The organism is Polaromonas sp. (assembly GCF_049790275.1).
GTDB lineage: Bacteria > Pseudomonadota > Gammaproteobacteria > Burkholderiales > Burkholderiaceae_C > Polaromonas.
This window is the reverse complement of record NZ_JBAQYR010000007.1, coordinates 1-23642: the sequence shown is the minus strand read 5'-3', so window position 1 is coordinate 23642 and position 23642 is coordinate 1. Positions and strand designations below refer to the sequence as shown.

Sequence of the window (23642 nt, the reverse complement as noted above, 5' to 3'; positions counted from 1 at the left end):
GCCGGCAGCCACCAGTTGCGACAGCGGATCGGCGATGCCCTTCACCGCCGCCACATCTGCACCGGCCGCGGCAGCGGCACGCTGCGATGCGGGCAGCAAGGCGATGTCCTGAGGCTGCAGGCGCCCTTCGAGGTAATCGGCATAAGCGCGCTCCGCGGCCGGCGCATCGGGCCGCAGCGGCTCAAACCCGGCGCAGGGCTCTAGCACCAGGCTGGCGACGCGGCTGGCACAGCGCAGGAGTTCGGCGCGCGCCACCAGGTCGGTGCGGCCGGTGCTGGAGAGTTCGCTGCGCGCACGGCCGAACTCCATCGCCTCGACACGGGTATTGCCCTCCAGGTAAGCGGCGACGGCGCGCTCCATCGAATTTTTGGCTTCCATTTGCCAGTCGGGAGCTTTCGGGCCGCTGCTGCATGCGGCCAGCGACAGCAAGGCCAGGACAGACAGGACGCTTGAAAATGAACTCATGGCAGTTTGATCTCCGTGTCGCGGGCAAACGGCCACTTGCGGTTGATCTCGTTGATCAGGCCGTCCACCTTGCGCAGGCTGGACTCGACCTCGGCGCGCAGCGCTCCCAGGTCGTCGGTGGCGGCCCGTGCATTGGCGCCCACGGCCTGCGCATCGACCAGCACCGCATCGACTTTTTTCAGGCTGGTCCGCGCTTCGCCGAGCAGGGTGTTGAGCTGCACCACGGTAGCGCGGGCTTCGGGCATCACGCCATTGGCGCCGAACACCTGGGTGTCGGTCTTGGCGGCCAGGCCATCGAGCTTGGTCAGAAGCGCATTGGTGCGGCCCAGCGTGGCGAGCAGCTTTTTGGCTTCTGCGTCATTGCCCAGCAGCACGCTCAACGCGCCGCCCGGGCCATTGAGCCTTTCCGTCAGCTTCTGCATATTGCCCATGCTGGCGCCGACCGCACCTTCGCTGGCCGTCAGGTTGTTGAGGTTTTCCAGCAGTTCCTTGGCGGCAGCCACCAGCTTGGGCACCTCGGCAGCGGTGTCGCCGCGCAGCACCTCGCGCACTGCGCCGTCGGGTAGTGGCGGGTCTTTCAGCATGCCGGTGTAGGCGCGGATGTTGGTGCTGCCCACCAGGCCGCGCACCAGCGTGAACACGCTGGAGGTGCGCAGCCAGTGCGCGTCCCTGGTCGGCACATCCACAATGATGCGGGCCTTGCCGTCCTCGGCCAGTTCGATACGGCGCACGCGGCCGATCGGGAAACCCGCAAACGTCATGTCCATGCCGACCACCACACCTTCGGAGTCGTCAGACAGCAGCACCAGTTTCTGCGTGGCCTCAAACGCGCCGCGCGCATAAAGCAGGTAGAGCGCCGAACCCACCACCAGCAAGGTCATGAAGACCAGCAGCAGCAGCGCCTTGAACTCGAGGTTGGCCACAGGTGGCATGGCCACGGGATCGCCGGGCGGCGGCGTTCCCGGAGGGGCGGACGGAGGAGCTTGCTGGGGTTCGCTCATGGTTTGTACAGGTTCATGGTTGGAAGCGGCTGTCAGTAGTAGTTTCCCACCAGGGACACCACTTCGATGACCAGGATGACGGCAAACATGCGGACCAGCATGCGCAGCTCGGCACTGGCGCGAAAACGCTGCTCTGCCGTGTCGTACAGGGCCGAAGCCATGGGGATCAGCGACACGGCCAGGCTGAAGAAGAGGGTTTTCAGCGCAAAAATCAGGGTCACGTCGGGGTTGAACACCTGGCCGAAGAGCCGGGTGTACACCGCCACGCCGGACAGCGTGAAACCGTAGCTGGCCAGGTAAGCCATCACGAGCGCCACCACGCAGCTCAGCGCGGCCAGCGTCACGGTGGAAAAAATCCCTGCCGTCACACGCGGCAGCACTTCCTGGCGCACCGGGTCCAGGCCACGCTGCTGCAAGGCATCGAGCACGCCCTGCTGGCGCAGCTGCGACAACTCGACACCGCTGGCGATGGCGCAGCGCAGCGCGACAAACATGGCGGCCGTCAGCGGGATCAGCTCCAGCACCAGCACACGGATCACCACCTGCAACGCGTACTGCGACAGGCCATAGCTGAGCGCGGTGACGATCACAATGCGCGTGATGACCACCGTGATCAGCGCGCACATGAGCGTGAAGCCCAGCAGGTTGGGCGCGGTGTTGAGATAGATGTGGCGCGCCAGCACCCGGCGGTTGTCGCGGCCGTAGCTGGATGGGGAAAGGGCCAGTACGAGGATCAGCGCGCCGAGATGGACCAGGCGCCACCAGCCCACCAGCCAGTTCCGCGCTTTGAGGTTCATTTCTGCCAGCGTGCCCGGCCGGCCAGGCAGGGGAGTCATGCGGTCATGATAACTGTGCGCTCATGCGTGTGATCTTCCGTGTCCGTGGGTCGCCACCAGAGCGGCGGCGACGCCTCAAAGTTTAGGGCATGTGCGGCATCGAAGCCCGTGCCGCCGCAGGCCGTTCCACCAGTGCGCGGCAGTAGGCCAGAAAATCCTCCATCTCGGTCGCCTTGTCGAAAACAGCCTCCGCCCCCAGCGCCATGCATTGGCGGCGTATCGTCTCGCTCAGCTGTCCGCTCAGCACCACCACATGCTGGTCGGGCCGGCGCGTGGTGCACCAGTTGAGCGCCCCCACGCCGCTGCCCTGCTTCAGGTGCAGGTCAACCACCGCGAGGTCCCAGGCGCTGTCGTTGGACGACAGCCAGTTCGTCGCGGAAACCTCGTTGTCGGCATAAAACAGCACATCAACCCCGGGTATCTCGCGCAGGGCATCGAGGATCAGGCTTCTCAGGACCGCATCATCCTCGATGACAAACACCTTCAGGGACCGACGCCCCGCCCTGCCGTCCGATCCGGAAACCCTGTTCATGCCCGTATCTGCCGGGCCGGCGCAACACCAGGCCGCAGCGTGCGGTAGGCGTACTTGTTTACCATGGCAACCCGTCAAAAGCTGGAACAGCCGCCAGTTTAGGCAGGAGCCCGCCCGTGTACAACCGCTTTCGGCATCAAGCTGATGTAGGACAAGCCGTCATCCGTGCCATCAGGCGGGTCTGATGAGCACCTGCGGCAGGGCGTGTCAGGGCCCGGCATCCGGCCGGTTCTTCTCCCAGATGGCCAGCAGGATCAGTCCGTAGCTGAGGATGCGGATCATGTAGTACACCGGAACATCCTCGGGAATGTCGCTGTTGAGGCCCATGTGGATGCGGCTGAGGCCTTCTATCCAGAAAGACAGGGCAAAGTAGAGAAAAAAGCGGTCCCGGCTGGTGTACCAGTACCGGAAAAAAAACAGGCCCACCGCCAGGGAACCCAGCGCAATGGCACCCGCCAGCATGTCATGGACCATGGCTTACTCCTCTTCCCAGATCAGGCCGAACAGCATGAGCACAACAGCCGCCAGCGCGGCAACGAGGCGCCACAGGGTCAGATCGACCATGGGCAGCACCAGTTTGTCCACGACCAGCAGGACATTGTTGACCGACAACCCCAGGAAACACAGGCCGCTCCAGAAAAGCAGCCGATAGCCGGACCGGCGGTATCCGCGCAGCGACAGCCAGGCGCACGCGACCGAGGTCAACGCACACAGGGAATAGATCAGTACAGCCATGTTCAGGCATCCTTTCGCCAGCGGAAGGCATCTGCAAACTTCTGGGCCCGTTGTTCCCGTTTGTCGCCTCTGGAATGAATCAGGTGGGTCACCTCGACCAGGTGATGCGCATAGACCTCCGCGAGGCCATCGAGCATCTGGCGCAGTTCCCCTGAAGCCGGCTGGTAGCGAAATTGCGACCCGTCCGGCAGGGTTTTTCCAACCACGCCGGCGTCCTCCAGTTCAGCCAGCAGCTCCTGCGCCCTTTTTTCGTTCACATACAACCGCTGCGCCACCTGCCGGGCAGACCACTGCGTCTCGGGCTGGCTGCGCAGCAGCAGCAAGGCCTCCAGATAAGGAATGGAGCTGACACTGGCCAGCAGAAAACGCCGGACGTCGTCGGGCAGGACTGCGGCGACTCCGGAAGCGGCGGCCGATGCGGAATCTGGCTGCTCCGGCGGCTTCGATGTCATCACTCGCTCGTGTCCGCCCCGTCGCGGCAGGAGACCAGGGTCATCTCGCGAACCCGTCCCCGCGCCGCGCGGCCTGGCTGATGACGGACAAAAGGTGGTCGATGTCGGCCGGCTTGACGACATGGTGGTCAAAGCCGGCCTTCTGTGAACGCAGCCGGCTTTCGGCCTCGCCGTAACCCGTCAGTGCGATCAACAGGGCGTCCTGGGTCTGGGGGAGCTTGCGCAACTGCTGCGCCACCTCAAAACCGTTCATCCCCGGCAGGCCGATGTCCAGAATGACCACGGCGGGCATGAACTGCCTGGCTATCGCCAGCGCTGATTCGCCGTCGGTGGCGATCCTTGCCACATACCCTTCCGACTCCAGCAACACCTTCATGGTATCGGCCGAGGCCAGCAAGTCGTCCACCACCAGGACACGCACCGACCCGACTGGACGCAAAACAGTGGCGGCCGGTCTGGCCGGTGCCAGCGGAAGGTCTGCCTTGGTGGCTACACGCGCCGGCAGGTACACGGATATCTCTGCGCCCTGCTCCGGCCCTTCGCTGAACGCGTGAACTTTTCCGCCATGGAGTTCTACCAGATGCTTGACCAGCGTCAGCCCGATGCCCAGGCCGCCATGGGGCCGGTCCAGCGCCTGGTCACCCTGAGCAAACAGGTCGAACATGTGCGGCAAAAAGTCCGGCGCGATGCCCTGGCCGTTGTCCTTCACCGAAATCCGCAGCTCCTGCCCCGTCAGCGCGGCAGCCAGGCAGATCCGTCCGCGCGGCGGCGTGAACTTCGAAGCGTTGTTGAGCAGATTGGAGAGCACCTGGGACAGCCGCACCATGTCGCCGTCGACGACAATGAGTTCCTTGGGCAGCTCGAGCGAAAGCTGCTGCTCACGAGCCGTGATGAACGGCTCGCTCGCTTCCACGGCCCGGTCAAAGAGCGTCGCCAGGGCCAGCAGCTCCGTCTTCACGCTGACCTTGCCACGCGCGATTCGCGAAACATCCAGCAGGTCATCGACCATGCGGGACATGTGGTCCACCTGGCGCCCGATCACATCACGGGCCCAGACCAGGGTGGGCTCCTGCAGCGTGATGCCGTGCAGGATGCGCACCGCATTGCTGATGGGCGCCAGCGGATTGCGCAATTCGTGGGCCAGCATGGCGAGAAATTCATTTTTCCGCGCGTCGGCCTCCTGCACCAGCGTGTAAAGCCGCGCGTTTTCCATCGCGATGGCAGCCCTGCTGACCACCTCATTGATCAGGGACAACCGGGTGCATTCGAACTGCCTGCGTTGGCCAAACAGCAGCAGGGCTCCCAGGGGCTGGTCCCCGACAAAGAGGGGGCAGACCGCCGTCTGTTCGATGTTTTCCGGCAAGGGCTGCGCGCGTTCGCCGCGCGTTGCAGCGCCCCGCTTTTCCCATACCACCAGAGGCGACACCAGTTCTATCTGCCGGGAAGACATGGCCGAGCGTATGGCCTGCGCCGCCAGCGGATGCGGCTTGCGCCGCTGTGTCAGGACAGCCCCGTCAACCGCCGGCAGGGCCTGCACCGAATCCTGGATCGCGGTGCAGCTGAGTTCCCCCTGGCCATCCACGAGCGCCACCGCTGCCAGGTCGGCCAGCGCAGGCAGCGCTATCTGGAGCAGCGTGCGAACCGTATCGTCGGTGTTGAGCGAGCGCGACAACAGGCGACTCGCCTCGGACAGGTAATTGGCCCGACGGATGGCCTCCTCCGCCGCGAAACGGGCCACTTCCGAACGGGCCAATGCTTCGCGCTCGGCCATCTGGGCCTGAAGCTGCCGGTTCATGCGGTACAGGTCAACAAACACCCTGACTTTGGAGCGCAGGATTTCGGGAACGACAGGGGTGGAGATGTAGTCCACGGCACCCAGGGCATAACCCTGGATGGTCTGCAGTTCATCGACATAGGCAGTGATGAACAGCAGGGGCGTTTGCGAGGTCTTCTTGTACTGCCTGATCAGTTTGGCGGTTTCCAGGCCGTCGATGTCGGGCATGTTGACGTCCAGCAGAATGACCGCGAACTCCATTTTCAGGATCAGCCGCAAGGCCTCCTTGCCCGAGCGGGCATGCACCACATTCTGGTTGAGCTCCTCGAGGACACTGCCGAACACCACGTGTTTTTCCGACAGGTCATCGACCACCAGGATATTGGCCTTGCCTTCGCTGTCGCCGTGCGGCAGTACCGCCGGTGAAAGCACGGCATTCATTGGGGCAACCATGCGCGCAGTACCGCCAGCAGGTCCTCGGTGTTGACTGGCTTGGACAGGTAATCCCAGGCGCCGGCTTCTATGCATTTTTCCCGGTCGCCTTTCATGGCCTTGGCTGTGACGGCAATCATGGGCAGGTTCTTGCCGGCCGGCAGCTTGCGGATGGCCTGCATGGTGGCCATGCCGTCCATCTCGGGCATCATGATGTCCATCAGGACCAGCTTGATCTCGGGATCAGCAGCCACCCGCGCTATCGCGTCGCGCCCGTTGTCCGCCCAGACGATGTCCATGGCCTCTTCTTCCAGCACGGTAGCCAGCGCGAAGATGTTGCGCATGTCATCGTCCACGATAAGCACACGCTTTCCGGCCAGTGACTTGTTGGACTCGTGCAGGTTCTTCAGCACGGCATGTTTCTGCCCGGAAAGGCGGGCCGGATTGACATGAAGCGCGTGGACCGCGAGGTCCAGCAGCTTGGGCAGCGAGCGTGCCTCGCGCACGTTGACCTCGCCCCGGACGTGCCAGGCGTGGGACTCCTCTCCGTCAATGAGCCCGTCACGGTAGACCACCAGCGGCAAGGGCCCGAGCGAGGGCCGCGTGGCCAGGACTTCGCACCAGGGGACCAACCCCTCCTCCATCGACGGTTCATCTGTGATCAGGCAGTCGAAGTCGCCAGTGTTGAGCAGCTCGACCACTTCACGTCCCGTCGCGGCCGTCACGGTGCTGACATGCTCATCCTCTAGGTAGGCGCTGACCTGTGCGGAGATATCCGTGTCGCGCAGATGCAGCAGCACATTCCTGTCGGCCTGGGTGACGTAACTATGCAGCTGCTCCAGCATGTGATCGAGGATCTCCTTTTCAGCAATCGGCTTGCCGACAAATGCAAAGGCACCGGAGCGGAAGGCCCGCTCCATGGAGTCGTCGGTGGAGATCACACACACAGGGATATGCCGCACCCCCATGTCCTGTTTCAGCCTGTCCAGCACACGCCAGCCATCCATGTCGGGCAGGTACATGTCCAGCGTGATGGCTGAGGGCATGAACTGGGTGGCCAGTGTCAGCGCGCCGGCGCCCCGCGACGTGACCAGGCCCTTGAAGCCCTTGTCCCGCGCCGCGTCGAGCAGGAAACCGGCGAAAGCCAGGTCGTTCTCGACGATCAGCAACACCTGGTCGCCGGGCTGGATATTCTGGCGGTCATCCAGTGCCTCGTCCATCGGCATGACCAGCTCTTCCCCCGGCTCGGGCAGCATGACGGGCCTGGCCAGCAGCTCCGGGATGCCACCTCGGGGCTCGGCCAGCGTGGCGAGCTTGCGCACAGCGCGCGTGGTCGAAAAATTGAACGGCAGGTAGAGCACAAAGCTGCTCCCCTCGCCGGGCGCGCTGGACAGCCGGATTTCGCCGCCCAGCAGCCTGGAGAGTTCGCGGCTGATGGCCAGGCCCAGGCCGGTACCGCCGTATTTGCGGGAGGTAGATCCGTCGGCCTGCTGGAAGGCCTCGAAGATGATCTGCTGCTTGTCGGACGAAATGCCGATACCGGTGTCGCTGACGGTGAAGGCAATGACCTGCTGGGCGCGATTGAGTTCGTCGTGGTCCGGACTCCAGCCCGAGTAAGCCTCTTCAATGGAAAGCGCCACATGCCCCTGGTGCGTGAACTTGAAGGCGTTGGACAGCAGGTTCTTGAGGATCTGCTGCAGCCGCTTCAGGTCGGTGATCATGGACGTGGGAAGCTCCGCGCCGGTGGTGATCAGGAACTCGACATTTTTCGCTTCGGCTACATGGCGGAAAGTGCGCTCCACATACTGCTGGAGATCGGACAGGCGGATCTCGCTGATATCAACCACCACGGTACCCGACTCGATCTTGGACAGGTCGAGAATGTCGTTGATGAGCATCAGCAGGTCGTTGCCCGATGAGTGGATAGTCTTGGCAAATTCAACCTGCTTGGGCCGAAGGTTGCCCTCCTGGTTCTTGCAAAGCTGGTCGGACAGGATCAGCAGGCTGTTCAGCGGGGTGCGCAGCTCGTGCGACATGTTGGCCAGAAACTCGGATTTGTATTTCGAGGTCAGCGAGAGCTGCTTGGCCTTTTCCTCCAGTGCCTGGCGCGCCTGCTCGACCTCCTGGTTCTTGCGCTCGACCTCATGGTTCTGGTGCGCCAGCAACCTGGCTTTCTCCTGCAGCTCCTCGTTGGTCTGCTGCAGTTCCTGCTGGCGGCTCTGCAGTTCCTGCGCCAGGGACTGGGACTGTGTGAGCAGGTCCTCGGTGCGCATGTTGGCCTCGATCGTGTTGATCACGATGCCGATACTTTCCGTCAACTGGTCCAGGAACGCCTGGTGCGCAGGGTTGAAACGTTCGAGCGATGCCAGCTCCACCACCCCCCTGACCTGACCCTCGAAAATAATCGGCAGTACCAGGATGTTCAGCGGCGCCACTTCGGTCAGGCCGGATGAAATTTTCAGGCTGTCGGGCATGGACGAGGTGAGCAGGATTTTCTGCTTGTCGTAGGCGCATTGGCCCACCAGGCCCTGGCCCATGTCGACCTCCTTGCCATAAGCCCCCTGGCCTTCCGAGGCGTAGCTGGCCATGAGGCGCAGGCGCGGCTTGTCCTGGGTGTAGCGCAGCACATAGAACTCCGCCTGCTGCGCGCCGACGACGGGGGCCAGCTCCGAAAGGATCAGGTGGCCCACTGCCACCAGGTCTTTCTGGCCCTGCAGCATGCGGCTGAACTTGGCCAGATTGGTCTTGAGCCAGTCCTGCTCGGTGTTGACCTGGGTCGTGTCCTTGAGGTTGCGGATCATCTCGTTGATCGTGTCCTTCAGCGCCGCCACCTCGCCCAGCGCTTCCACCGTGATGGAGCGGGTCAGGTCGCCCTGCGTCACGGCGGTGGCCACCTCGGCAATCGCCCGCACCTGGGTTGTCAGGTTGGCCGCGAGCTGGTTGACGTTTTCCGTCAGGCCCTTCCACGTGCCCGAGGCACCCGGCACCTTGGCCTGCCCGCCCAGCTTGCCCTCCACACCCACTTCGCGGGCCACCGTTGTCACCTGGTCGGCAAAAGTCGCCAGCGTGTCCGTCATGCCGTTGATGGTGTCCGCTAATGCAGCAATCTCGCCTTTGGCCTCCACCGTCAGCTTGCGCCCCAGGTCGCCGTTGGCCACGGCAGTCACCACGCGCGCAATGCCGCGCACCTGGCTGGTCAGGTTGCCGGCCATGAAGTTCACGTTGTCGGTCAGGTCCTTCCACGTGCCGGCCACACCCTGCACATCGGCCTGGCCGCCCAGCTTGCCTTCGGTGCCCACCTCGCGCGCGACGCGTGTCACCTCGGACGCGAAAGAACGCAGCTGGTCCACCATGGTGTTGATGGTGTTCTTGAGTTCGAGAATTTCGCCTTTCACGTCCACCGTGATCTTCTTGGACAGGTCACCCGCCGCCACCGCCTTGGTCACGTCGGCAATGTTGCGCACCTGGCTGGTCAGGTTGCCGGCCATGAAGTTCACGTTGTCGGTCAGGTCTTTCCAGGTACCGGCCACACCCTGCACATCGGCCTGGCCACCGAGCTTGCCTTCGGTGCCCACCTCGCGCGCGACCCGCGTCACTTCGGAAGCGAAAGACCGCAGCTGGTCCACCATGGTGTTGATGGTGTTCTTGAGTTCGAGAATCTCGCCCTTCACGTCCACCGTGATCTTCTTGGAAAGGTCACCCGCCGCCACCGCTTTGGTCACCTCGGCAATATTGCGTACCTGGCCGGTCAGGTTGGAACCCATGGAGTTGACCGAGTCGGTCAGGTCCTTCCAGGTGCCCGCCACACCCTGCACATCGGCCTGGCCGCCCAGCTTGCCTTCGGTACCGACTTCGCGCGCCACCCGCGTCACCTCGGACGCGAAAGACCGCAGCTGGTCCACCATGGTGTTGTTGGTGTTCTTGAGTTCGAGAATTTCGCCCTTCACGTCCACCGTGATCTTCTTGGACAAATCGCCTGCTGCCACAGCGGTCGTCACCTCGGCAATGTTGCGCACCTGCGCCGTCAGGTTGGAACCCATGGAGTTGACCGAGTCGGTCAAATCCTTCCAGGTACCCGCCACGCCCTGCACATCGGCCTGGCCACCGAGCTTGCCTTCGGTACCCACCTCGCGCGCGACCCGTGTGACCTCGGCGGAGAAGGTACCGAGCTGCTCCACCATCTTGTTGATGATCATCGCCGTGCGCAAAAACTCGCCTTCGAGGGCGCGGCCTTCTGCCTCCAGCGCCATGCTTTTGGACAGGTCGCCCTGCGCCACAGCACCGATCACGCGCGCGACCTCGCTGGTCGGATGCACCAGATCGGCAATCAGTGAATTGATGGACTCGGCCGACTCGCGCCAGAACCCGCTGGCATTGGGAACACGCGCTCTCTCCCGGAGTTTTCCCTGCTTGCCGACCACGCGGCTCAGACGTGCCAGTTCCTCGGCCATGCGCACGTTTTCAGCGACCACGTCATTGAAGGCATCGGCCAGCTTGCCGGGAAGACCGGTCCAGTCCAGCGGCAAGGCCGCCCTGGCGTCGCCCTTGCGCAGCGCAACCAGCGCCGTCAGGAATATCCTGTTCTGCTCCGCGGCGGCGTCAGCCTCCGCACAGGCGCTGTCGATAGCGGTGAGGCTGTCCTGCCAGAAACCCGTCAGGCGTGGTTCCTCCGACAAAGGCGAGGGGCGCCGGCTTGTGGTCCTGCGGGTCCTGAGGCCTTTCAGCCTGGCAGCGGTGCTACAGCTGACGGCAGCCAGCTGGTTGAACTCTGCGGCCACCTTGCCGTACAGACCGTCCCAATCGGTGGGCAAACTGGCTTTGGGATCTCCACGGCGCAAAGCACTGAGGGCTTTGAGCAAGGTCTTGAGTTCGGTATCACGCTCGATCAAGGGCAGTCTTGCTAATGCCTCCATGGCAGTGTCCCTTTTTAGTGGTTAGTCTGCTAACGCTCGAGAATTTACCGCCCGGGACAGGGGGAGGCAACAGAAACACACGTTTTTTTCAGGAGAAAACGGGACGCTGTTGGCACGGGCCAGCAGACTACGCAACTATGGAAAAAGGACTACAAAATGGGCCGGGCCGCCGTTCTATATTTGGAAGTTTTTCTCCGGATAAAAAAAGCCTTTACACGGACAGCTCAGGCCGCGCCGAAGTGCTGAAACGGTGGCGTGCAACTCCCGCGAAGGACTGCTCACCCTAAGGCGCGGACTCCACCCTGACATCGATATAGAGATCTTCCAGCGCACCGGTGTAGCCCTCGAGGGCGAGCAGGCGTGCAGCGGTTTCGGCACGCTCCCAATACACGATGGCCTGCTTTTCCTCGAGCGAAATATCTGCACCGGCCATTTCATCCTGGCGTGTCTTGGCTTGCACCCAAGCGCGGCGCGAACGGGCCACCTCGGCAGAGCTCCCCAGTTGCTGAACCAGGGCCTGGTTGTAACGCTGTTCGATGAGGCGGCACTCCTCCGCTGAAAACTTCTTTTTATCCATCAACTGGATGCTGTAGTCCATGGTGTTCCTCGTTTCAGGAAAACTAGTTTACGAAGCAAGATCCATTCGCGAGCGCAAAAATCCGATTGCAAAATGTAAAAATGTCGTGCGATTCGTGGCCGTTTTTTTCCGTCAAATTCGCGTGCCAGCGCGCGATACAAAAATGGGAAGCTACAAAAAGGCGCCGCCAGCCCTGCCCAGTTGCGCGACCCGGCAACGGTGAAGCTAAGCGTTGGCGCCGGCCCTGCGTGTAGGACGAAGACGAAGTCGAGGTAGGTTCGGCCAGATAGTCAGGACAGGCAGCCGGGATCCCCGTCATACAGCCAAAAATGCCTGCAGCCCTTTATTCGTGGGCGAAATCAGCTATGCTATTGATAGCATTTCTGCCTTGGCACCGGCAAGACGCGGTTCACTGGGGCGGGCAATTCGCCATCATGTCACCGAGCCGGACCGCCGCTTTCGGCGCCCAGGCCGGGTTGAACCGGCAGGCGCCCGAGGGGAACAGCATCACCACGGTGGAGCCGAGTAAAAACCGGCCCATCTCGTTGCCCTGCTTGAGGTCAGCAGACGTTGACCCCGCATAGTGCCATTCGCGCACCTGTTTGCTGCGGGGCGGGTTGACCACGCCGTGCCACACGGTCGCCATGCTGCCGACGATGGTGGCACCGACCAGGACCAGGACAAACGGCCCGCGCGCCGACTCAAAGACACAGACAACCCGCTCATTGCGAGCAAACAGCCCGGGCACGCCACGTGCCGTGGCCGGGTTGACTGAAAACAGCTCACCCGGCACGTAAATCATGCGTACCAGGCGCCCGTCGGCTGGCATGTGGATGCGGTGATAGTCCTTGGGGCTGAGGTAAATCGTTGCGAAACTGCCACCCTCGAACCTGGCTGCCAGATCCTCGTCCCCGCCGACCAGGGCCCTGGTGCTGTAGTAGTGACCCTTCGCCTGGAAAATCTGGTCTCCTTCGATCCTGCCGAACTGGCTGATCGCGCCATCCACCGGGCAGATCAGGTCAGCCTCGGCCAGGGGTCGCGCGCCCGGCCGGAGCGCACGGGTGAAAAAATCATTGAAGGTGGCGTAGCTGCTGATGTCCGGATTGGCCGCCTCGGCCATGTTGACGCCGTATTTGCCGATGAACCAGCGGATGATGCGTGTCGTTATGGCACCGCCCCGCATGGAGGCAATATGGCTGCCGAACTCGGTGATCGCCTTTTTGGGCAAAAGATATTGCAACAGGACTTCGGATCTTTCGGACACGCAGGCTCACTCTTTGTCGGGGAAATCAGCCATTCTATCGAGGCAGTGCAAGGCTTCCCGATGACGCCCATGTCCCGCCTACTGCGGTTGCAGCCGCAGCAGACGCCCCTGCGGGCTGTCGGTCAGCACGTAGAGCAACCCGTCCGGCCCCTGCCGCACATCGCGAATGCGGCCACCGCCCTCGAGCAGCCTGTGCTCGCGCAGTACCTTGCCCCTGAATGGCTCGGCCAGTTCCATGCGGTCCAGGTAGCCGAACTTCAGCGAGCCAACGAAGAGGTTGCCCTGCCAGGCCTTGCCGTACTTGTCGCTGGTCAAAAATGCCATGCCCGAGGGGGCGATCGACGGTACCCAATAGTGCAACGGCTGTTCCATGCCGGTTCTGGCCGTGATGCCCTCGCCCACCTTGCCGCCGCCGTAGTTCTCGCCGTGGGTGACGACCGGCCAGCCGTAGTTGCGGCCCGGCTGCGGCAGGTTGATTTCGTCGCCGCCCTGCGGGCCGTGCTCGTGGGTCCAGTAAGTGCCGTCGGGCGCCAGGGTTGCGCCCTGCATGTTGCGGTGGCCATAACTCCAGATTTCGGGCAAGGCCCCGGCCCGGCCGACAAAGGGGTTGTCCTTGGGGACGGTGCCGTCCTTGTTGATACGGACCACCTTGCCATGGTGGTTGTCCAGTTTTTGCGCATCCTGCATGCGCGAATAGCGGTCGCCCAGAGTCAGGAACAGGGTGCCGTCGGATTTGCCGTCCTTCTGGCCCTCGACAATGCGGCAGCCAAAGTGCGCGCTGCTGGAAAACTTGGGCTTCTGGCTGAAGATCACCTGCACATCTTCAAGCCGGCTGTTGTCGGCCGACAGGGTGGCGCGTGCCAGCGCCGTGCTGTTGCCGCTGCCCGAGGCCGCCGGCTCGGAGTAACAGAAGTAAATCCTGCGGTTCCCGGTAAAACCGGCATCGGTCACCACATCCAGCAAACCGCCCTGCCCGCCGGCGTCAATCGCCGGCAGGCCACGCAGCGGTGTCCCGGGCCTGCCGTCTGCCTCGATGACACGCATCCGGCCCGGCCGCTCGGTCACCAGAAAACGCCCCTGCGGCAAAAACGCAACAGCCCAAGGGTGTTCCAGCTGAGTGGCCACGGTTTCCGGGCGCACCCCCTGAGCCTGCGTCAGGTTCGCGCTGAAAATACCTGCAAAAGCTATCAAAAACATAGCTGTTCTCGCCTGATACATAAGGGCTGAAGGCATCTTTGACTCCAAATCAAGGCGAAAAACCCGCTGGCCGGGAAATACGCGGAACCAATATGCCAGCTCCGGCTTGCCACCGCAGGTCTGACGGGTTTTGCCGGCGAGCTATCCCAAGTCTCAAATTTTTGCTTTATCTCGTTACCAATCAATGGCTTAACAGCGGAATCTAGAAAAAACTTTAGCTTGACGTAGGACAGGACCTTCAATTACCCTAGCGGCCATGCGCAACTTCCTGCTCCTCACCAGCCTGCTGCTTGCCGCCAGTGTGCAAGCTGCGCCAGGCCAGTCCGGTGACGACATGGACAAATTCCTGGCCGACAGGGGCCTGCTCAACAAGATTGACCAGGTACGTCATTCCGTCGGCCACAAAGCCTCCGAGCTGGTGGTCACCGCGATGGGTTTTCTCGGCGTTCCTTACCGGCGCGGCGGAAACTCTGCAGAAACCGGCGTGGACTGCAGTGGTTTTGTGAAGGCTATTTACGAACAGACGGTGGGGCTGGTGCTGCCGCGCCGCGCCGAGCAGCAAGCCGCCGCCACCCAGAACATCGACAAAAACGAGTTGCAGCCCGGCGATCTGGTGTTTTTCAACACCATGAAGCGGGCTTTCAGCCATGTCGGTATTTATGTCGGCGACGGCAAATTCATCCACGCGCCCAAACCGGGCGCCGAAGTGCGGGTCGAAAGCATGGGTGTCGCCTACTGGGCCCGCCGCTTCGACGGTGCCCGCCGCGTGCAAAACCAGGAGCAGCAGGCTAACGCTGCCCACGGCGAATAAGCCGCACCTGGCCAGAACCGTTCCTGGCACCCCACGTGCCGGCGACTGAAGCGGTGGTCCGCTCCGATCTTCCGGTCTATTGCTCTTCCTTCTCGCTGCTCTTTTCTTCTTTGGTGTCCTTTGCCTTGCGTGGCGAGAGATCGAGCTCGACAGCCTGGCCGCTGTCAATGGCGTCACCCGCCGCTTCGGGCATGCTCAGGCTGACATCGCCCTCCCTTTGAGCGACCGGGCTGCCCACCTTTGCCACCCGAACACCTGACTCGTCTCCTGACCCAACTTCTCCCGCAGGTACGACGCGGTTGTTTTCGCTGTTGCTGGACAGGGTCTGATTGCCCTGCGGCTTGCCATTGACATTAACCAGACCGCTGCCCGTGTTGGAGACCTGCCCGAAGCTGCCACTGACGCTTCCCTTGGGCGCATCAATGGTGAGGTTCTGCGACGAACCGGATATTTGCACTTCCTGTACGGCTGCGGCAGTCACCACCGGCGCGGTCACGTCAGCCTTGATGGTTTCTGCCGCCATGGTTGCTGAATTCGACGCCTTGACAATGGCCTGCATGGTCTCCTGGGCCCGCGCGACCACGTCAACGCCACTGATTTCGACATTCATGCTCTTTCCACTGGTGACTTCCACCTTGCTCAGGCCATGAGTCGCCCCGGTCACGTTGCCACCTGCGCGCAGGCTGCTGGCGGTATCGGTGTTCAAGGTGTGGCCGCTCAGCGCGACATCTCCCAAGGCATCAATCGTGTAGGCTTTTACCCAGAGGGTGCTGGAGAGATCGAACGCATTGGCCGTCACGTCAAACTGGCCAAGCCGGTTGCTTGCAGTGCCACCTGTGGCCAGATGCACATTGCCACGCGCTCCTCCGGAACCGGCGATTAGACGCAAGCCGCGCGCTACCTCGCCGTTGTTCTGAATGTCGCCGTTGATTCTGATGTCGGCGCCGGTGGTCGCCAAGGTGGTGTCGCTCAAAAGCCGGATGGGTGCATCTTTGTGAAAATCAAACCCTCCGGCGCCCTCGGCAGTCACCGCGCCGCCGATCCCTGATCCCGCCGCGCCGCTGCCCAGCGTCAAGCTCTGCAGGCGCGTGTCGTTGAAGGCCAAGTTGCGGCGAGCGTTGACCGCGACGTTTTCTGCGAAGCTGGCATTGGCAACATTGACGGTATCGCCAATGCCCGCCGCATCGACACCGCGCTGGATGCTTCCGCTGGCCTGCGTGACGTAAAGATTGCCTGCCTCCCAGCTGACCACACCAAGCCCCGTGACGTCGAGCGCGTGGTGCACGCGATCTTCGATGGCAAAGCCATTGGCGGCGCCGGTGAAGCGGGCACGCGTGGCATTGACATTGGTTTTCACGTTGTTCCGGTCATTGGAACCCGCGTAGATATTCCGCGACTGTGTCAGGCTGCTGCTTGTGCCAGAGGTCGCGTTATCGGGGGCACCAAAGCGGGTATTGCCAATGTCCAGTGCAGAGCCAAGGCCTTCCAGGAACATGCCGTGGCCCACCGACGGATTAATGACAACATTGTTGAAAGATACGTTGGCGACTGACCCGTACTCAAGCAGGTGAACCGCATCGCCCGGGCCCTGCGGATCCCAGGTTCCCGCGCTGCCACTCGGACGGCGGAAGCTCCCTTCAATGGTAACGTTGTCGAACTCAAGTCTGCCGGCATCATGAACACCTCCACTCGCAACGTTGTCGTGGTAACCGCGGAACTGGATCCCAACGAATTCGGTCTCGCCGGTTATTCGCAGATCCTTCAGCGTTGCGTTGCCGTTGTAATAGTTGAAGTTGATGTCACCCTGGCCTAGCGAGGTCGCGCTTGTGTAGGGCGCGCCATTGCCGGTGAACGTGCTATTGAGAAGCGAAACATTCTGAAGTCCCGGAATGCCTGCCGTCGCCGAGCCATCGGCGAAGAAGCCGAATTTCCCGTTGTGAAGGAAGTCGCTGTTCCGAACCGTCAGTCTGTTGAGAACCGTGTTGTTCGCGACCCGTATGCCTGAAGCTGGCGCATTGCGGAAGGTGAAGCCGCCAATGAGGACTTCAGAGCTTGCACCGATATTGCCGCTCACTGTCACGCCGTCGCCGGCCGTGGGTGCAATGACCGATTGCCCGGCGCCTGCGCCCTCCAGGGTCAGCGCTTTGGTGATGTTGACGTTCTCGGCAAACGTGCCTGCCCCCACATTGATGGTGCCGCCCGGATTCACGACATTGACTGCCGTGCCGATGGACATGGCCTGGGTGCCGCCTCCAAGCAGGCTGCCGGTGCCAACATGGAAGTTCTGCGTGGTGAGCGCGCCATTCCAGCCCTGGACATAACTCGACGCCGGGGCGCCGATGTTTACTGCTAAATCAAAGGCGTTCTGCCGCGAGGCCTGCAGCCAGGTGTACTGATGGTTGCTGTTGGTCGAAGAGCTGTTGCGTACCGCGTAGTCGAAACCTGCAATATTGAGCGCCCCGAAGTCGCGGCTTGCCGACTCGTCCTGCATATAAACCGGATTGCGTTCGGTGAAGGTGTTGTTGCCCGCAACCGCGATGTTGTTGACCTGCTGGTCGTAAGAGCGATTCGCCTGATAAAGCGCCAGGCCGCCCCACGCATTGTTTCGGGTGGTTGAATTGCTGATCGTGACATTGGCACTGTCGGTCAACTGGATGCCTGCCCCCGCTGTGGTGCCGGCATCGTTGCCGACCGGCGCGCCATCGGCTGTCACGCGGTTGATCGTGGCACCATCCACGCCGTTGAGATCCAGTTCCGCCTTGCCCGATCCGCGGATTGTTACGTCGCGAATTGAAAAGTTGCGCAACCGCGCAGAGGCGTCGTTACCGGAAGGTGCGACTTTGATGCCGTAAGCGGAGTCGATATTGGCCGTGGGACCGTACAGCGTGAAATCCCTCAGCGTCACATCGTCCGCAGTCACCTGAATGCCATAGCCGTTGACGCCGCGTGCATCGATAGTGGTATCGCCCTGGCTGGCACCGGCCAGCGTCAGGCTCTTGTTGACCAGGAGCGTCGCCGGCTGGACATAAGAGCCGGCGGCGACATTGACCGTACCACCCGTCACCACGGCATTCACGCCGCGCTGGATGCTTCCGCTGTTTTGCGTGACATAAACATTTCCGGCCTCCCAGGTCACCAGTCCGCGGGTGGCGCTGTCCAGCGCGTGAGTCACGCGGTCTTCGACGGCAAAGCCATTGGCTGCGCCCACGAAGACGGCCCCCCTGGCATCGACATTGGTTTTGTCGACCACGATATCTTTTCCGTTGTTCTTGAATTGGGTTCCGCCGCTAATCGACACCACCGGCTGGCCGCCACTGCCGTTACTGAGGGTTTCGAAGCGGATGCCCGTGCCCCTGACACCATCGTCCGACGATCCCTCAATACTGCCGCCGATGATGTTGACCGATTGCAGGCTTGCCGGTGCAGCAACATAACGAGGATCGTCCCCGGGGACTCCACGCGTCTTGATCACAACGGCGGCACTTGTGTCATTGCCTGAGCTGTGCCCTGAATTTTTGACCACCACATTCTGCAGGGTTACTGCGTCGAAGGCGTCGTATTTCAGATTGACATCTATGGCCGCCCCATACTTCATATGTTGATCTACTGAAGTAATGGGCGCGCCATAGTTGCCGGCATTGGTGATGGTGACGTCCTTGAGCGTGAGGTTATTTGCCGTTTCGAAATAGAAGCCCTTGTAAGTGGGGCCATCGATGGTGACATTTTCGAACAATGCATTTGCGAACGAACCGGTGGCGACCGGGACACCGCCGACCATCTCGTAACCGTTATAAGTTTGCACCCCAATCTGCCCACCGGTAATCGTGCTGTTCCGCATGCGGAAATTGTCCGCCTTGGTGGCCGTGCCGGTGCGCATGCCAGATCTGTTGTTGTTGAATGCAACATGGTTGACTGTCACGTTGTTTGACGTGCCGCTGATGAACAGCCCGTTATCGGAGTCAGCAATCGCCAGGTCGGAAAGCGTGACATCCGAAGCCCCGGTGATGGTCACCGCGCTGCCGCTCGCCGTCGGTGCCTTCAGAATGGTTTGCTCCATGCCCGCGCCGTCCAGGACCAGCGCCTTGTTGATGTTGACGTTCTCGGCGTAAGTCCCGGCTTTGACTTCAACAACCCCACCCGAAACAACTGCATTGATGCCGTCGTTAATGAACCCCAGGGGCTGGCGGGCATTGCCGAGTCCATTACCGAGATTGAAGTCATCTGTCGCGGTGTAGTTCGAGCCTGCACTGACAACAATGTGGGAGCGGTTTCCGAACTGCGGCGTCGAGCCCAAAAGCCCGTTGGAGCCATAGCGACGATCCAGGATGTGCATGTCTCCATTGGCGCGAGACATGGCCATCATCCCGCTTCCATAATCCGTCTGGTTGACATGCGGAGACGTAAAGTAAGCGCCATTGGTCACGTGGTTCAAAAACACGATATCCCACTCGTTGCCAGACGGGCCCCGTGCATTCCCCGACATCGTCACGTTGTCGGAACGCACAAGGATCGAGCCCTTGGTGTTGTCGAAGGTGTTTCCGGTGATTTCAACGGCGGCACGATCCAGCACCTGTACGCCGGTCCGGACATTCTTGATGCTGTTGTTGTGTATGCGAGCGCCGGAAACGTCTACCCCCACGCTGATGCCGGTTGTTGTTGGTACGGCGTTCCAATTGACCGTCGTGAAATTCTGGCTATACGGCCCCGTGATCTGCATACCCTCAAGCGTCACACCGTTGGCGGTGATATCAACACCGGTTTGCCCTTCCATTACGTTAATGTTGGCCCCATTCATGCCTTTCAACGTCATGTTGGCCTTGTTGAGGACGACCTGTTCGGCGTAGGTGCCAGCGCCGACATTGACCGTACCGCCCGCCCCCGGCGTACCGGTTTTGGCGATCTTGACGGCATCCTGGATGCGCGCGCCACTGGAAACATTCACGGTGGTCGAATTGCCACTGATATTGGGCGCCTGCAACGCCGACTTGAGTTCCACGGTACCGCCGCTGACAACAATGGCATTAGTCGCCTGCTGCACCCCCTCGAGGTTGATCACGCCGGACAGCAGGTTGGCCGCATCCCCCACGCCGAGGTGGATATTTGCGGCGTTCAGGCTGGCGCCGGCGGCATTGGTCACCTCGGCGCCTGTCGCGCCGCCGGGTATGGCGAATTCGTACAAACCGTTGTTCAGTGAGATGGTGGTAGCCGAGGATCCAAGCAACGCGATGGTGCCACCGGTAGCGGAGATCACTCCCTGGTTGATCACGGAGGGCGCGACAAGAGCCACCAACCCGCCTGCCGAGGCGGTGATGCTGCCCTGGTTGGTGATCACCCCCCTCGTCGCGCCGGTGATCTGCGCGCTGGTTTTGCTGAAGTTGTTTTCATCGACTGTGCCCGTCGTGGCAATGAGGGAACCGACATTGACGACCGAACCCTGCCCGAACATCACCCCATTGGGATTCATTAGCATGACAGTACCTGTTGCCGACAAGGTACCGAATATCTGCGAGGGATCGCTACCGCCACGCACCCTGTTCAATATTGCACCCGCACTGGGCTGGGCAAAATGTACCGTTTTCCCAGCGTCGATATTGAATGATGCCCAGTCGATCACCGCCTTATCCGTGAGTTGGGTGATGGTGAGCTGGTTGCTGCCAACCGAGTGAGTGACGCTTCCCGGGACGGCCGCAACGCCATTCGTGGGCAAGCCCGACGCCGCCCCACCCGCGTTGATCGGCGGATCTGCCCAGCCAGGCTGCGAAAAAATCAGCACCAAGGCCGAAGGCAAGGCCTTCAACACGAACGACGAAGACTTTTTCCCTCGGTGGTACAGGGTGGATTTCGGAAAGGTGGTTTTCATGGAGCACCTCAATTCACGTGAATGCGTTTGCACAAAAAATCAGAACCGCAACAGCAGCGAGCCCAGCAGGCGGGCGTCCCGGGCACTGCTGCGCTGGCTCGCAACGGTCTTGGTCAGTGGCAGCGCCGCTTCGAGGCTGGCCATCGCGTTTTTTTCCAGGAAGAGGCGCACGCCCACTCCTGCCGAAGCCAGGCTCTGGCTGCCCGGCACACCGGGGGTGGGGGCGCCCTGCCTCCAGACCTTGCCGATGTCATAAAAGCCATAGGCCTGGTACGCCTTGAAGCCCGACGCGCTCAATGCGCCCGAGTAACGCGGCTCGATGCGAAAAGCCAGCGCACGTTCGCCCACCAGTTCTGCCGGTTCATAACCACGCCCAAAGCGGCGGCCACCGATCGCGTACTGTTCCGAGGAAAGCAGCGGCGTGTTCGCCCATTGGCCACCCACGCCGAAGAGCAGGCTCGTGCTGGCGCTGAAGAACTGGACACGCTCATAGTCGAACACCAGCTTGTTGAACAGGCCTTTGGCACCAGCCCGGCTCTTGAGCAGATCGGACTCGTCGGTCCCGCCCAGTCCCTGGCTGAAGTCAAGCTCCAGCGTGTTCTGCCCGTCCATCCGGTCCAGCACCCGCCAGCTCAGGCCCAGACGCAGCGCCCGTATCCTGTCTTCAATCACACGTGTGCCCAGGATGTCAGTCTGGACATCGGAGTGGTCGTAGCTGGCGCGCGCGACCACGCTTTCGTTGCGTGACCTGAGCAGGGGGTAACTCATGGACAGCGAAAAAGTGTCGGCGCTGCCGCGAACATCAAAGGGCAGCAGGACGTCCCCCGGCTGCGTACGGGCACGCGATACAGTGCCCGAAAGCTTGAGTCCCTCGGTGGTGATGACCTGGCTGTAAGAAAACTGCGCGTAGGACATTTCAGAATTGCCGGTGTCCACGCCGATCACCCGCCACTGGTCATTGACCCCCAGCAGCTGGTTGCCGGTCAGTCCCACAGTGAGCTGGCCTGGGCCGAGATACCTGGAACCGTAGTTGTCCAGCGCCGCGAAACCCTCGAAGGTTTTCACCTTGGCAATCAGCGTCAGGTCGGCGGCAGCTGGTGCGCGCGAAGGCGTGAGCACGCTGCGCAGTTCAATGCCGGGGAAGTCATTGGCAATCAGGAGGTAGCGCTCCAGAACAGATGCCTGCAATGGCCGTGACGCCCTGATTTTTTCGCCAATTTCTGCAAGCCTGGCACTGACGTTCGGGCTGAGGTCTTCTCCGGCCTGAACGTTGACCCGGTCTATATAACCTTCAATCACGCGCAAGGTGAGCGAGCCATCGGCCAGCGATTGCGGAGGGACCACCACCAGGGAAAGGATGTAGCCGGCATTGCGGTACATCGCCGTCAGCGAAGACGCGAGCGCCAGGATGTCGCTGCCCGTGATTTCGCGCCCGGTGTAGCTGTCGGCATGTGCCTGCAGCACGCCGCCGGGCAGCACGGTTTTACTTTCGATGTGAATGGTGTTGAGCGTTACCCGGATGGCCCTCAGCGAGTCCGGCAGTACCTCGGGCCGTTCGTCCTGCCGCTCTACAGGGGCCGGCGCGGTATCGGGTGGCGGCTGGAAATCGAAACGGTCCCGAAGCAGGCCGGGGTCGGCGGTTGAAGGCGCCGGCTGCGCGGTGAGAAAGGCTGGTGAAACACAGGCGGCAAAGGCAACCACCAGAGTCCGCACATGCCCTTGCGGATCAACACAATCCTTACGCTTCATGGCTCCGTCCTGACAAAAATCAAGCCTGGTGAGTCGGTGAGGCAGCCTTGCACAGGGTGAAGACGGGCTCTTTTTTTTTGTGAATTACTTCACGGTAACGAATTGTGAAATGAAAAATCGCGCGATGAAAGTGATTAATTCCCCTCAGGGTCTTTGCTGTTTTTTGCGTTTCTCGAGTCAATTGAATTCTTATTTCTTACATTGTTCGTTCTTCGGTTTTAAAGACGCTGGCATGACGAAACTGTTTTTGCTACCTCCGGTTTAATCCTTGTTCTCCATATTTTTTGGGTAAAGAATCCCGGCCCGTCGAGCGACTTCCCGCGTCATCCGCCCGATCGCTGACCGGAACCGTTTTCCTGGTAAGTCGAGCAAAGCTTCATGCGCGCGTGTCGGCCGGTTCAATCCAGCCTGCGCTTCATGCCATGACAACGATGCCGGGAGCGCCTGGGGCAGCGTAATTCCGCCAAACTCATCTCGCCGATTCGGCCCAGCGAAGCCTGCGCGTCCACAGACGTGCGCGTACCAGATGCGACCACCTTCGAGACACTGCATCAGGCCGCGCGCCAGTTGGTCAATCGCCAGAAGTTCGCTTCGTCCAGCATCAGCGTGCAGGATGGCCTCGGCTTCCCTGCCTACAACGCCTCTGACGAAGGCCGCAGGCTGGCCGGTATGGCGCAGGAAATTTATGCGACACCAGGTGGCAAGCTCGAACTGGTGCCACGCACCTGCGGCGGCACCGACGCCGTGTGGGCTTCGCAATCAGGCAAGCCGGTTGTTGAAGGTTTTGGTTTGCCCGGCGGCAACTATCACTCTTCGGAGGAAGAGTTTGTGTTGATTGACCGCATTCCCCGGCGCCTGCTGCTGGCTGCGGAGATGATCCGCGCCTTGAGCAGGCCCTGAAGTTATGCTATTAATTAAGGGGCTTAGGAAGCAAAGTTCATCAACAGATGAGCTAAGTTCCTATGGTGATTCAGAAAAATCGGTATTTCAGACGCTCCAAACTCAGCGAAGCAAAAGTGCGTCAAATCCTGCGTTACTTTGCGA

15 protein-coding genes and 1 pseudogene are annotated in these 23642 nt (G+C 61.5%); 2 read left to right on the top strand and 14 right to left on the bottom strand.

Annotation, left to right across the window (positions count from 1 at the left end; translation table 11 throughout):
• The 12 genes and pseudogenes from WA904_RS01100 to WA904_RS01045 all read right to left on the bottom strand — a co-directional run.
• A pseudogene (locus WA904_RS01100) lies at positions 1 to 465 on the bottom strand (hypothetical protein); the annotation flags it as partial.
• A complete protein-coding gene (locus WA904_RS01095; protein ID WP_425195288.1) occupies positions 462 to 1466 on the bottom strand; it encodes an MlaD family protein in 1005 nt (334 codons plus the stop codon). The pseudogene WA904_RS01100 and the gene WA904_RS01095, both read right to left, overlap by 4 nt.
• 32 nt (positions 1467 to 1498) lie before the next feature.
• Positions 1499 to 2302 carry an MlaE family ABC transporter permease gene (locus WA904_RS01090; RefSeq protein ID WP_425195287.1) on the bottom strand — a complete coding sequence of 268 codons (804 nt, stop codon included), beginning with the start codon at positions 2300 to 2302 and terminating at the stop codon, positions 1499 to 1501.
• 82 nt (positions 2303 to 2384) lie between these two features.
• Positions 2385 to 2834: a response regulator gene (locus WA904_RS01085; protein ID WP_425195286.1), complete on the bottom strand. Its 450-nt coding sequence runs from the start codon at positions 2832 to 2834 to the stop codon at positions 2385 to 2387.
• A 207-nt stretch (positions 2835 to 3041) separates the two neighbouring features.
• A complete protein-coding gene (locus WA904_RS01080; RefSeq protein WP_425195285.1) occupies positions 3042 to 3308 on the bottom strand; it encodes a DUF5985 family protein in 267 nt (88 codons plus the stop codon).
• Between the two features lie 3 nt (positions 3309 to 3311).
• Positions 3312 to 3569: a DUF5985 family protein gene (locus WA904_RS01075; RefSeq protein WP_425195284.1), complete on the bottom strand. Its 258-nt coding sequence runs from the start codon at positions 3567 to 3569 to the stop codon at positions 3312 to 3314.
• A 2-nt stretch (positions 3570 to 3571) separates the two neighbouring features.
• Positions 3572 to 4021, bottom strand: coding sequence for a hypothetical protein (locus WA904_RS01070; RefSeq protein WP_425195283.1), 450 nt, complete (start codon positions 4019 to 4021; stop codon positions 3572 to 3574).
• Between the two features lie 40 nt (positions 4022 to 4061).
• Positions 4062 to 6248, bottom strand: a complete 2187-nt coding sequence (locus WA904_RS01065; RefSeq protein WP_425195282.1) for a response regulator — start codon at positions 6246 to 6248, stop codon at positions 4062 to 4064.
• Positions 6233 to 11140: a HAMP domain-containing protein gene (locus WA904_RS01060; protein ID WP_425195281.1), complete on the bottom strand. Its 4908-nt coding sequence runs from the start codon at positions 11138 to 11140 to the stop codon at positions 6233 to 6235. Before WA904_RS01060 ends, WA904_RS01065 begins: the two co-directional genes overlap by 16 nt.
• 283 nt (positions 11141 to 11423) lie before the next feature.
• Positions 11424 to 11738, bottom strand: a complete 315-nt coding sequence (locus tag WA904_RS01055; protein WP_425195280.1) for a hypothetical protein — start codon at positions 11736 to 11738, stop codon at positions 11424 to 11426.
• 388 nt (positions 11739 to 12126) lie between these two features.
• Complete coding sequence (gene asd / locus WA904_RS01050; protein ID WP_425195279.1) at positions 12127 to 12981, bottom strand: archaetidylserine decarboxylase; 855 nt, start codon at positions 12979 to 12981, stop codon at positions 12127 to 12129.
• A 78-nt stretch (positions 12982 to 13059) separates the two neighbouring features.
• Entirely contained in the window at positions 13060 to 14178 is a 1119-nt protein-coding gene (locus WA904_RS01045) for a PQQ-dependent sugar dehydrogenase (RefSeq protein WP_425195278.1), read from the bottom strand.
• A gap of 256 nt (positions 14179 to 14434) precedes the next feature.
• On the opposite strand from WA904_RS01045, the gene WA904_RS01040 reads away from it, so the two are divergent.
• Positions 14435 to 14989, top strand: a complete 555-nt coding sequence (locus tag WA904_RS01040) for a C40 family peptidase (protein WP_425195277.1) — start codon at positions 14435 to 14437, stop codon at positions 14987 to 14989.
• A 76-nt stretch (positions 14990 to 15065) separates the two neighbouring features.
• Here the strand turns inward: WA904_RS01040 and WA904_RS01035 are convergent, their stop codons facing one another.
• Positions 15066 to 20849 carry a beta strand repeat-containing protein gene (locus WA904_RS01035; protein WP_425195276.1) on the bottom strand — a complete coding sequence of 1928 codons (5784 nt, stop codon included), beginning with the start codon at positions 20847 to 20849 and terminating at the stop codon, positions 15066 to 15068.
• Between the two features lie 39 nt (positions 20850 to 20888).
• Positions 20889 to 22598, bottom strand: a complete 1710-nt coding sequence (locus tag WA904_RS01030; protein WP_425195275.1) for a ShlB/FhaC/HecB family hemolysin secretion/activation protein — start codon at positions 22596 to 22598, stop codon at positions 20889 to 20891.
• Between the two features lie 513 nt (positions 22599 to 23111).
• Here WA904_RS01030 and WA904_RS01025 point away from each other — a divergent pair.
• Positions 23112 to 23498, top strand: coding sequence for a hypothetical protein (locus WA904_RS01025; protein ID WP_425195274.1), 387 nt, complete (start codon positions 23112 to 23114; stop codon positions 23496 to 23498).
• Positions 23499 to 23642 lie beyond the last annotated feature (144 nt).

What these genes read in the sequence shown, in the direction of transcription:
- WA904_RS01095 (WP_425195288.1), bottom strand. Translation starts at nt 1,466, where the DNA reads ATGAGCGAACCCCAGCAAGCTCCTCCGTCCGCCCCTCCGGGAACGCCG.
- WA904_RS01090 (WP_425195287.1), bottom strand. Translation starts at nt 2,302, where the DNA reads ATGACTCCCCTGCCTGGCCGGCCGGGCACGCTGGCAGAAATGAACCTC.
- WA904_RS01085 (WP_425195286.1), bottom strand. Translation starts at nt 2,834, where the DNA reads ATGAACAGGGTTTCCGGATCGGACGGCAGGGCGGGGCGTCGGTCCCTG.
- WA904_RS01080 (WP_425195285.1), bottom strand. Translation starts at nt 3,308, where the DNA reads ATGGTCCATGACATGCTGGCGGGTGCCATTGCGCTGGGTTCCCTGGCG.
- WA904_RS01075 (WP_425195284.1), bottom strand. Translation starts at nt 3,569, where the DNA reads ATGGCTGTACTGATCTATTCCCTGTGTGCGTTGACCTCGGTCGCGTGC.
- WA904_RS01070 (WP_425195283.1), bottom strand. Translation starts at nt 4,021, where the DNA reads ATGACATCGAAGCCGCCGGAGCAGCCAGATTCCGCATCGGCCGCCGCT.
- WA904_RS01065 (WP_425195282.1), bottom strand. Translation starts at nt 6,248, where the DNA reads ATGGTTGCCCCAATGAATGCCGTGCTTTCACCGGCGGTACTGCCGCAC.
- WA904_RS01060 (WP_425195281.1), bottom strand. Translation starts at nt 11,140, where the DNA reads ATGGAGGCATTAGCAAGACTGCCCTTGATCGAGCGTGATACCGAACTC.
- WA904_RS01055 (WP_425195280.1), bottom strand. Translation starts at nt 11,738, where the DNA reads ATGGACTACAGCATCCAGTTGATGGATAAAAAGAAGTTTTCAGCGGAG.
- WA904_RS01045 (WP_425195278.1), bottom strand. Translation starts at nt 14,178, where the DNA reads ATGTTTTTGATAGCTTTTGCAGGTATTTTCAGCGCGAACCTGACGCAG.
- WA904_RS01040 (WP_425195277.1), top strand. Translation starts at nt 14,435, where the DNA reads ATGCGCAACTTCCTGCTCCTCACCAGCCTGCTGCTTGCCGCCAGTGTG.
- WA904_RS01035 (WP_425195276.1), bottom strand. Translation starts at nt 20,849, where the DNA reads ATGAAAACCACCTTTCCGAAATCCACCCTGTACCACCGAGGGAAAAAG.
- WA904_RS01030 (WP_425195275.1), bottom strand. Translation starts at nt 22,598, where the DNA reads ATGAAGCGTAAGGATTGTGTTGATCCGCAAGGGCATGTGCGGACTCTG.